The organism is Brevundimonas sp. UBA7838 (assembly GCF_002500885.1).
Lineage (GTDB): Bacteria > Pseudomonadota > Alphaproteobacteria > Caulobacterales > Caulobacteraceae > Brevundimonas > Brevundimonas vesicularis_C.
Map to the genome: position 1 here is coordinate 1 of NZ_DLTK01000136.1, position 10,466 is coordinate 10,466.

The window sequence follows — 10,466 nt, forward strand, 5'->3', positions numbered from 1 at the left end:
TTTCAGGGGGTCACGTCAAACGGGATCGCCGTCATCCCCGCCACCACCCTTGATCCGCCTCCGCCGACGGCTTCTCCGGTGGTCCCGGCGCTTGAAGGGTCCCGGTCCCCTTAGGCGTGCTCAAGCCGCTTGGGCGGGAGGGTCTAACGAGGTTGCTGCGACAACGGATCGGAAGGTCTCCAGCATCTCGCGATGCGAGTTTGCGAGAAAGGTTTCGATCGACCTTTTGGTGAGCAAGCGCTCCAAAAAGCCTGCCGCGATGACCAGCAGCAGCGTGTCGTCGCCAAACGCTGTCTCCAACTCGTGAAAGTCTTCAGACACCGCAGCGAGCTCCCGCTCAAGCCGCTCGATCTGTTCCGGGCTGACGCCGCGTATCGCCTTCGCTTCGGGCTTCACGAGATCGGCGGGTTTGGTCGTGACCAGAAGCGCCCTCGCATATATGGCGCTGTAGTTGTTTGCCGAGATCATCAGCTCCGCAACTTCGAGCTGACGCATAGCTTTCATCTTGCGCAGCTTCTGAAAGGCATTGATGCCGACGGGCTTGTCCTTGAGCAGCTCAGCGACGTCGTCATGAATCCCGTTGAGCATGTGACGTCTGGCGCGAATTGAGCCGACATCGACATTGAGCGCCCGCGCGAGTTTGGCTTCGGATACCCCTCGCTCAATGGCGCGAACAATCATGTAGTGCTCTTGAATCGGTTGAAGCCGATTGACGCGCTTGTTGTAGGTAAAGGCCTCATCGTCCTTAGCGACGATGCATCGCGCTTCCACTGCGCCCTGCTCCTTCAACACGGCCAATCGCACGTGGCCGTCGAGAAGAGTGAAGGCATCGCCTGACCGGGCTTCGGCGAGGATCAGCGGCTCGACCAAACCCACTTCTAAGATCGATGCGGCGATGCGCTTGTACTTGGCGCTTTCGGTGACCGCCGCCGACAGCATCTTGGAGGGCAGAATGCGATCGAAAGAGATAGATCGAACGCGTTCCTGGAAGGCGATTTTGACGGAGGCCATCACGGATGCTCCAAACCGACGCGCGCCGCGAGCGCGGACGGAAGATTGGTGATCCCTTCAGCGCGCATAAGCGCAGCGAAATGATCATCGGCAAGCAGATGCTTCAGTGCGTTGACGACAAACACGAGACGCGTGCGCGTCAGAGAGGCCCGTCTGACAAAGGTCTCGCGACGTTCCGTCTCGCGTTGTAGCGACCGAACAAGCGTGTCGGCCGTGATCGGTTTTTGGTTGCGGACGCCACGATTGCGATTGTGGATCCCTTTGCCGCTTGTGCTGCGTTGCTCGATAATGTGGCGAATGGCCAAAACCTGATTGCCCGGAATAGCCTTTTCTTCGAAGGCCTGAGCCAGAGCACGCTGCACCTCCCCTTCCTTGGAATGCGCGATTTCCATAGCGACAGTGTGAGGGATCACGCCGCGCTCGACCGCTGAGATCAGTTTTTCTTCGCCGTTCTCCAAAAGATGGCAGATCGCCCCAACATATTCCGTACTGTAGTCAACCTTCGCAGCGATTTCGCTGTGGCTGTACCCACGCTCTCGAAGCGATCCGATGGCTCGGACCAGCTCGAGCGGTGTGTGCTGTCGACGAGCGAGGTTTTCGACCAAGCTCATCACAAAACAGTCTTCCTCGGCGGCATCGATCAACACGGCCGGGATCTGCTCTTGGCCAAGCGCGATGAACGCCTCTAGCCGCCCTTGACCGCAGACAAGATCGTAGCGCGATCGACCGGGCCGCTGACTGACGGTGATCGGCCTTTTGAGCCCGAGATGCTCGATGCTGGTCACCAGCTCCTGAAACACTCTCTTGTTTCGGGCGCGGGGGTTCAGCACCGTGATGTCATTGACCGGGATGAGACGAATTTCAGCGACGTCGGTCATGCTGCATAGACCTCCACCCGCTGCGTGAGATCGAAGAACGCGTCGAGTGTGTCGAAGCGAAACGAGTCCAGCAGCACGCCATTGTCTGGCGCCAACTTCATGCTTGGATCCGCGCCACATTCGAACCAGGGCAGCAAGTAGTAGTCGCGGATTTCAGCGTTCCCGACCTCCATTCGCACTGCAATGGTTATGTCGGGGCGTAGCCCCTGATCCAGCCGGACTTTCCACCGCAGTCCGCCCGCCGGCGTTTCGAGGCAGCGGACGATCACCACCGATGCGGTGAACTCGTCATTGATGGTGAGCAGTCCATTTGACGGGTCTTCTGCGACAACGGCCCCGCCCCGTGTGATCCCATCAATGACCTGCGCGATGACATCCGGATGGATCGCTCTAAGCGCCTGATTGATTTCGATGTAGCGATAGTCGCGAGATGGCGAATAGCCGATCAGTTGGTAAGCGCGGACGAGGCTCCCGAACCGGTGGCGAAATGCCGAGCTTGACGGCATGTCATCGACTTCGTCGATCACGAGTCCCGATAGCCATCCCTTTTTCGCCAGCAGGTCAGACAACCGAGCCAGCAGCTCTTCGTCACTGTATCGCACGCACCTGGCCTGGATGATGCGCTGTGCAGCCTCGAAAAAGTCCGGCTCAACGATCCCTTCGAACGCACCGTCGCGACGTACCCAGTTGTCTGGATCGTTCACAACGCGCTTTGCCTTCAACTTGAAGGAAGAGCGATTGTACACATTGTTGCCGATGTACTTTTCGTTCGTAAGAACCTGGTGGACCGTGCCGCGGGTCCAGGGACGTCCCAAATCCGTAAGCCGGCCCTCCCCGTTCAGCACCGTAGCAATTTCGCTTTCTGAGCGACGCTGAACGACGAACATCCGATAGAGACGTCGAACGACTTCGACTTCCTCGGGCGGCCCGGGGGTGAGCACCACACGATCGGTTTGAATGCTCTTTTGCTCGCCTCGCTCAAGCAGACCTTTCGGCGACAAGTGCTCATCAACCAGTTGCCGACGCAGACCATATCCAGCCGCACCACCTTGCCGAAAACCCAGCGTGATGAGGCGACACTGACCAGCAAAGACCTTGGCCGAGAGCTCGCGACTATACTCCCCCGCCATCGCGCGCTTCATGCTCTTGATGATTGTCGCGCTTAGGCTCCCGTCGTTCTCAAACTGCTCAGCACAGTAATGCACCGACAGCCCAGCCTCACGGCAGATGAACTCGTAATAAGCGCTCTCGTCAGCATCCTGGAAACGACCCCAACGGCTGACATCATAAACGAGGATAGCCTCAAATCCCGGAGCGCCGTTGCGAACGTCGGCGATCAGCTCCTGTAAAGCCGCTCGCCCATCAAGCCTCAGTCCGCTCTTTCCCGCGTCTGTGTAGGTCCGAACGACATCAAACCCACGTCGAGCCGCGTAGGCCGCGATCGCCTCAGACTGGTTTTCGGTTGAGTATTTTTGGTGCTCCGTCGACATACGGACGTACTGAGCCGCCCGCACTGATGTCGCGGCCCCCATCTCGTGCTGAACGCCCATTGGGTCCATAATGCACGCCAGTTACAACCGTCCGAATGGCGGTGAGAATCGAGCCGTAACGGCAGTCCGACCGGATGTCGTTTCAAAAGATGGTCTGAAAACTTCAGCCCAAAATCGGAAAACTTCTCCATCAGGAGGCGTCGATGCAGGCCTTCCCGCAGATGATTGCTGGAGCACTTCGCGAGGAATGGGGCGAGAGTCCCTCTGCGCGCAAGGCGGTCGGCCTCATCACCAATGCAAATGAACGTGCTGTGCGAAACTGGTTTGATGGCCGTAACGGGCCCAGCGGCGAAAATCTGGTGCGCCTGATCCAGCACTCAGACGCCGTATTATCAGCGGTGCTACGAGCTTCGCGACGAGATCAGCTCCTACCTGCCGTGGCGCTGATGCGCCTTAAAGCTTCGCTTCAAATGGCAATCGATAGTCTCGACGAAGCCTTTCCTAGCCGGTGACCAAACCACGCGAGCTGGACGCGCGCAAAAGTTGCGAGCTATGAAGCCCTGGCACGGGGCACCGACATGAAGTTCATTATTGCGTTGGTCGTCATTGCGGCCTCGGCGGTACCGATAGCTGTAGCCGCGCATTCCGGCGGACTGAACGCAGAGGGGTGCCACAACGATCGCAAGCGAGGCGGTTACCACTGCCATCGTGCGGGCGGAGGCTCTTCGTCGCCCTCTCGTCCACGGGGCTTGAGGTCGTCGCCCCCGTCTAGCGGCGCGTTTGCGAACTGCACTGCGGCCCGTGCGGCAGGTGCGGCTCCCGTGCGTAGGGGCGATCCCGGTTATGGACGGCAGTTAGATCGAGATGGTGACGGCGTCGGCTGCGAATGAGCATGACCAAACTGAATGGTTTCAATGAGTTATCAAACCGGCAGCAACGCGAATTCCATTTGGAAAACCCGCTGTAACCCATTGAATTTGCTCGTATCAGCTTGATCCTGTTTGGAGACTTTCTTCTTTCATTTCAATGTACTTACAGCGTCTCTTAATCAGCGGGTCGTAGGTTCGAACCCTACATCACCCACCATCGTCTTTCCCTAGCTTCCCAACAGCCTCTTGGATTTCGCGCGGCGTGGCTTAAATGCCGATGCCTGCCGCTGAACGGAATCCGACCTATGGCCGACTACGACTACGACCTTTTCGTCATCGGCGCCGGTTCGGGCGGGGTGCGGGCGGCGCGGCTGACGGCGCTGGACGGCAATAAGGTCGCGGTCGCCGAGGAATATCGTGTCGGCGGCACCTGCGTCATTCGCGGCTGCGTGCCCAAGAAGTTCATGGTCATGGCCTCCGAGGTCAGCCACGCGCTCGAGATCGCCGAGGGTTACGGCTGGTCGTTCGCTGACGCCAGGTTCGACTGGCCCACCTTCCTTGAAGCCAAGGACGTGGAGATCGCGCGCCTGTCCGGCATCTATGCCGCCAATCTGGGCAAGGCCGGGGTCGAACTGGTCCACGGGCGGGCGATCCTGAAAGACGCCCACACGGTCGAGATTGTCGGCAAGGATCGCACCATCACCGCCGAGAAAATCCTGATCGCCACGGGCGGCCGCCCCTGGAAGCCGGAAGAACTGCCGGGTATCGAGCACGCGATCACTTCCGAAGAAGCCTTCCACCTTCCGGAATTGCCCAAGCGCATCCTGATCGCAGGCGGCGGCTATATCGCGGTGGAGTTCGCCGGCATCTTCGCGGGGCTGGGCGTGGAGACGACCCTGATCTATCGCGGCCCCAACATCCTGCGCGGCTTCGACGACGATGTGCGCGCACACCTGGCCGGAGAGATCGAAAAGCGCAGCATCAAGGTCATTCTGGGATGCCAGCACGAGAAGATCGAAAAGACCGACACCGGCCTGGTCAACCACCTCGAAAACGGGATGAAGCTGGAGACGGACGTCGTTATGTTCGCCACCGGCCGCATCCCTTACGTCAAGGATCTGGGGCTGGAGAGCGCAGGCGTCGAGTTGAATGAGGCCGGCGCCATCAAGGTCGATCCCCATTCGAGGACGACGGCGGACAACATCTGGGCCATCGGCGACGTCACTGATCGGATGAACCTAACGCCCGTGGCCATCCGCGAAGCCGTCGCCTTCCATCAGACCGTCTATCGCGACAATCCCCAGCACTTCGACTACGAAGCCGTGGCTACCGCCGTCTTCAGCCAGCCGCCGGTCGGGGTCGTGGGCCTCAGCGAGGCGGAGGCCCGCCGCTCCTGCTCGAACGGCGTCGATGTCTACGTCACCCGGTTCCGGCCCATGAAATACGCCTTCACCGGCTCGGATGAGCGGGTGCTGATGAAGCTGGTGGTCGATGCCGACAGCCAGCGCGTGGTCGGCGTTCACATCGTAGGCCCCGACAGCCCCGAGATGATCCAGCTGGCCGCGATCGCCGTGAAGGCCGGCCTGACCAAGGCGCAGTGGGACGCCACCTGCGCCGTCCACCCGACCATGGCGGAAGAGCTGGTCACGCTGAAGGAGAAGCAGTCGGGCGCGACCTCCGCCGGCTGACGCTTGCTCCTAGGGCCGGGGCCGCTCGCGGAACCGCTCGAGCAGGTCCAGCCGGGCGCTGAAGGGCACGGGCGTCACTGCCGGTCCCCGATTGCCGAAGTTCATCAGCCGGGTGTCCACACGGGTCGCCGTAGGCCAGCGCGGCCGCCCGACTCCGTTGGGATCGCCCGAGCGTGCGAAGGCGGTCCAATAGCTCATCATCGCCTCCGACGCCTTTCGGTCCCGATCCTCGACCGGATACGGCAGGGTGTTCAACGTGCCGAACACATAGGGCCGCTCGATCGCATGGGTCGCGCCGCCATGCGGCTCCGGATTCTGCGGCGACGAGATATCGAACCGATAGAGCCAGGCCGGATGGCCCGCCTTGGCATGCAGCCGCGCCAGCATCCGGGCCGGCTCGGAGAACACCAGATCCGTGATCGCCAGCTTGTCGAACGCCTCCAGCCCGCCATAGGCCTGGACGGCGTCGGCGCGCTCGAGCCAGGTCATGTCGTCATCGATCTGACCATAGCCGTTGCGATCCTTGGGCCGCATCCACCAGAACTCGGCGCTGTTGCTGCCGATGATGAAGGGCACCGGGGCCTGCCGCCCCGCCTTGAACGCCGCCTCGACGGTGGACGGCACGACCCGCCCGTCGATCAGCGTCAGGTCGCCGTTGGCGAAGACCGGAGGCGGCGTCAGAAACAGATCGGCCGGCGCAGCCCGCAGATCCGCCGCCGTTCGCAGTCCCGCGCCATAGGCCCAGACCTCGCCGCGCTCCCGCGCTGAGGGCGCGCCATAGGCGCCCTTGCGGTCCAGCGGCGTCTGCAACTCCCGCCCCAGTCCGGACTGAACGATCGCCCGATCGAACAGACCGCGCGCCGGCGGCGAGATCATCAGCCGCGTGACGATCGCCCCGCCCGCCGATTCGCCGAAGATGGTCACGTTCTTGGGGTCGCCGCCAAAAGCCGCGATATTGGCGCGCACCCATTTCAGCGCCGCCGTTACGTCCATCAGGCCGTAATTCCCCGCCGCCTCGCCCGCCGGTCGCTCGGCCGCCAGCGCCGGATGATCGAAGAAGCCCAACCGCCCCAATCGATAGTTCAGCGTCACCACGACCATGCCGCGCTTGGCCAGGTTCGTTCCATCATACAGCGGCGCGGTTCCCGACCCGTTCACCAGGCCGCCGCCGTGAATCCAGACCATGACCGGGGCAGGTTGCGCCGCGCTGATCGGCCGCCAGACGTTCAGGTTCAGACAGTCCTCGCTCATCGGCAAGGGACCGACGCCGGGGTCGCCGTTCGGCGGCGCCTGGATGCACAGCGGACCATAGGCCGAGGCGTCGCGCTGGCCCTGCCAGGTCGGCGCGGGACCGGGCGGTCGCCAACGCCGTTCGGCCGTCGGTGGCGCGGCATAGGGAATGTTTTTGAACGCCGCCACATCGGCATCCGCACGTCCGTTCAGGACGCCCTGCGAAATGCGGACGGTGGGCTGGTCGGCTGCGGGCGCCATCATGAGCGAGAGGGTGGCGAAAACGCCGGCGATTGTCATGCGCGCTGATTAGCAAATTACGGCGGCGCGCCAACAATCTTGCAATCACAGTTCACGACACTCGACGAGAGAACCGATTTCAATATGGCGCGTTATCGCCAAGCTGTGCGGGGTAAGCGTTGAACGAAGCGGCAAAATCTGGCGATCCGACCGTTAATCTGGGTGCGGCTTTCGAGGCCTCGCCCAATCCCTATGTGCTGCTTACGCCTGACCTTCGGATCGCCGAGGTCAACCAGGCCTATATGGATGTGACGGGCGCCAAACGCAGCGAAGTGTTGGGCCAACCTCTTTTTGCCGCGTTTGACTCGGGTCCTGGCTCGGACGCCCCAGAGAACGTCCGCCAAGTCCGTGCTTCACTGGAAAAGGCGCGCGACACCCGACAACGCGATCACCTGGCGGTCGTGCGCTTTTCAATGCCCCGAGCCCAGCCGGACGGCAGCGAGATTTTCGAAGAGCGCCTTTGGAGCGCCACCCATACGCCCATCCTGAACGCCGACGGCGAAGTGGTCATGCTGCTTCAGCACACCACGGATGTGACGGATTTGGCGCCCGTCATCCGCCCGGATGAGCCGACAACCGCGCTGGACGCAATCGTGGGCGGCTCGGTCCTGCGTCGCGCCCAATCGGTGCAGGAGGACAATCGTCGCCTGGAGACCGAGCGCAATCGCCTCGTTGAAATGTTCATGCAGGCCCCTGGCTTCGTCGCCATCCTGTCCGGGCCGGATCACCGGTTCCAGATGCATAACGACGCCTACAGTCAGCTGATCGGCCATAGGGACATCGCTGGAAAGCCCGTCAGGCAGGCCCTGCCAGAACTGGAAGGCCAGGGCTTCTACGAGTTTCTCGACAGTGTCTTCGCCACAGGCGAACCCTATGAAGGCCGCGAGAGCGCGGCCCAGCTGCAGCGCAAGCCCGACGGGCTGCTCGAAACCGTCTATCTCAACTTCATCTATCAGCCGATCCGGGACGACGCGGGCGCGGTCGTGGGCATCTTCGTGCAGGGCCACGACATCACCGAAAACGTGCTGGCTGCCCAGCGCCAGAAGTTGATGATCGACGAGCTGAATCACCGCGTGAAGAACACACTCGCCACGGTCCAATCCATCGCCATCCAGACGGCCCGCTCCAACACCGATCCGTCCAGCTTCGCCGAGACCTTTCAGTCCCGCATCATGGCGCTTTCGCACACCCACAATCTGTTGACGCAAAGCCACTGGGAGGGCGCCGACCTGCGCGCCATTCTGGAACACGAGACTGAAGCCTACGGGCCGACCCGCATCAGCCTGAATGGACCGCCGGTGTCGCTGGAGCCCGCCGTTGTTCTGTCTCTGGGCATGATCTTCCATGAGCTTGCGACGAATGCTGCGAAATACGGCGCCCTTCATACGCCGGACGGTCGCATCCTCATCGACTGGGGTCTGGCGGATCAGCGCGACCGCAAACTGAAGCTGAGCTGGCGCGAAATCGGCGGCCCCAAAGTTACGGTTCCGGACAGAAGAGGCTTTGGTAGCCGTTTGATAGAACGAAACATTCGACATGATCTGGCGGGCGAGATCGATCTGGTCTACGCCCCCGATGGATTGATCGCGGAACTGACGGTTCCATTGGACAGGACGGCCGCACAATGACTCAACCTCTGACCGGTCGCCGTGTCCTTGTGGTCGAGGACGAGTCGCTCGTCGCCATGCTTCTGGAAACGATTCTGGAAGACATGGAATGCGTCCCGATCGGTCCGGCCTCCAATGTGGACGACGGTCAAAGACTGGCCCGGGACACGGAAAATCTCGACGCCGCATTGCTGGACGTGAACGTCGCCGGCCGTCAGGTCTTTCCCGTCGCGGAGGCATTGAAGGAACGCGGCGTGCCGTTCGTCTTTTCGACCGGCTACGGCGAAGGCGGACTGCCCGACGAATGGCGCGGCCAGCCCACGATCCAGAAGCCCTTCACTGAAGCCGCCATCCGCGACGCCCTGATGAAGGCCATGGGTGTCGCCGGCGTTTAGAAACCTGCTTCAGTGCTGTTATAAAGAAGCGGCTTGCCGACCCAATAGCAAAGCTCGGCTGGCCGCGAGATGTCCCAGACGGCGAGGTCGGCAGCCTTGCCCAGTTCCACAGTGCCGATTTCGTCCAGCAGGTCCAGCGCCCTCGCCGCCTCCCGCGTTGCGCCGGCCAAGGCTTCTTCCGGCGTCAGACGGAACTGGACGCAAACCAGATTGAGCACAGTGGTCATCGAAGCGACGGGCGAGGTGCCCGGATTGCAGTCGGTGGCGACGGCCATACGCACGCCGTGGCGGCGCAGGAGATCGACGGGCGGGGCCTTGGTCTCGCGCAGCATCAAATAGGCGCCCGGCAACAGGACGGCGACCACGCCCGCGGCGGCCATGGCGGCGACGCCTTCCTCGGTCGTATGTTCGATGTGATCGGCGGACAGAGCCTGATGGCGCGCCGCCAGGGCCGCTCCTCCTCCGTCCGACAACTGGTCGGCATGCAGCTTGACCGGCAGCCCCAGCGCGCGCGCCTTGTCGAAAAGACGCGACACTTCTGCAGTGGAGAAGGCGATGGGCTCGCAATAGGCGTCGACCGCATCGACCAGGCCCTCGGCATGGGCGGCAGGCAGGATGTGGTCGATGGCCAGATCGACATACGCGGCCCGGTCGTCGCCATATTCGGGCGGCACGGCATGCAGACCGAGATAGCTGGTACGGACACGCACCCCGCCCTCGCGCCCGATCCTGCGCGCGACACGCAGCATCTTCAACTCGGTCTCAAGGTCCAGACCATAGCCTGACTTGATCTCGACGGTGGTGACACCCGTCGCCTTCAGCCCCGCCAGACGCGTCATGGCGGAAGCGAACAGGTCATCCTCCGACGCGGCGCGCGTGGCCTTCACGGACGAGACGATGCCGCCGCCCGCACGCGCAATCTCCTCATAGGTCGCGCCGCCCAGCCGCTGTTCGAACTCGGCCGAACGGTCGCCGCCGAACACCAGATGGGTGTGGCA

Annotated in this window: 10 protein-coding genes; 5 read left to right on the forward strand and 5 right to left on the reverse strand. The window is 62.2% G+C overall.

From position 1 onward, the window contains the following. Window positions 1-120: 120 nt before the first annotated feature. Genes B3T77_RS14695 through B3T77_RS14705 form a run of 3 tightly spaced genes read right to left on the reverse strand, consistent with a single transcriptional unit; the run spans window position 121 to window position 3,439 of the window. The gene (locus tag B3T77_RS14695; RefSeq protein WP_292080572.1) at window positions 121-1,011 is read right to left on the reverse strand and encodes a plasmid partitioning protein RepB C-terminal domain-containing protein; all 891 of its coding nucleotides are present in this window, start codon (window positions 1,009-1,011) and stop codon (window positions 121-123) included. Continuing rightward, window positions 1,011-1,889, reverse strand: a complete 879-nt coding sequence (locus B3T77_RS14700; RefSeq protein ID WP_039248036.1) for a plasmid partitioning protein RepB C-terminal domain-containing protein — start codon at window positions 1,887-1,889, stop codon at window positions 1,011-1,013. The genes B3T77_RS14695 and B3T77_RS14700 overlap by 1 nt, the downstream gene beginning before the upstream one ends. Further along, a complete protein-coding gene (locus tag B3T77_RS14705; RefSeq protein WP_292080574.1) occupies window positions 1,886-3,439 on the reverse strand; it encodes a recombinase family protein in 1,554 nt (517 codons plus the stop codon). Before B3T77_RS14705 ends, B3T77_RS14700 begins: the two co-directional genes overlap by 4 nt. A 143-nt stretch (window positions 3,440-3,582) precedes the next feature. Between B3T77_RS14705 and B3T77_RS14710 the strand changes: the two genes are divergently transcribed. From B3T77_RS14710 to gor, 3 genes are all read left to right on the forward strand, one after another. Next, the gene (locus tag B3T77_RS14710; RefSeq protein ID WP_165113659.1) at window positions 3,583-3,891 is read left to right on the forward strand and encodes a hypothetical protein; all 309 of its coding nucleotides are present in this window, start codon (window positions 3,583-3,585) and stop codon (window positions 3,889-3,891) included. 66 nt (window positions 3,892-3,957) lie between these two features. Beyond that, window positions 3,958-4,269 carry an excalibur calcium-binding domain-containing protein gene (locus B3T77_RS16335; RefSeq protein WP_349681222.1) on the forward strand — a complete coding sequence of 104 codons (312 nt, stop codon included), beginning with the start codon at window positions 3,958-3,960 and terminating at the stop codon, window positions 4,267-4,269. 284 nt (window positions 4,270-4,553) lie between these two features. Next, a complete protein-coding gene (gene gor / locus B3T77_RS14715) occupies window positions 4,554-5,936 on the forward strand; it encodes a glutathione-disulfide reductase (RefSeq protein ID WP_292080575.1) in 1,383 nt (460 codons plus the stop codon). Window positions 5,937-5,945: 9 nt separating this feature from the next. Here gor and B3T77_RS14720 read toward each other — a convergent pair whose 3' ends face one another. Beyond that, on the reverse strand, window positions 5,946-7,466 hold the full coding sequence (locus B3T77_RS14720; protein WP_292080576.1) for a carboxylesterase/lipase family protein: 1,521 nt from the start codon (window positions 7,464-7,466) through the stop codon (window positions 5,946-5,948). A 119-nt stretch (window positions 7,467-7,585) separates the two neighbouring features. Between B3T77_RS14720 and B3T77_RS14725 the strand changes: the two genes are divergently transcribed. After that, window positions 7,586-9,094: a sensor histidine kinase gene (locus B3T77_RS14725; RefSeq protein WP_292080578.1), complete on the forward strand. Its 1,509-nt coding sequence runs from the start codon at window positions 7,586-7,588 to the stop codon at window positions 9,092-9,094. Continuing rightward, window positions 9,091-9,468 (forward strand): response regulator, encoded by a 378-nt coding sequence (locus B3T77_RS14730; RefSeq protein WP_292080579.1) that lies wholly within the window; start codon window positions 9,091-9,093, stop codon window positions 9,466-9,468. The genes B3T77_RS14725 and B3T77_RS14730 overlap by 4 nt, the downstream gene beginning before the upstream one ends. Here the strand turns inward: B3T77_RS14730 and hutI are convergent. Continuing rightward, window positions 9,465-10,466 (reverse strand): imidazolonepropionase (gene hutI, locus B3T77_RS14735; RefSeq protein ID WP_292080580.1); only part of this gene is annotated, 1,002 nt, incomplete at its 5' end. The two genes, B3T77_RS14730 and hutI, sit on opposite strands and share 4 nt — an antisense overlap.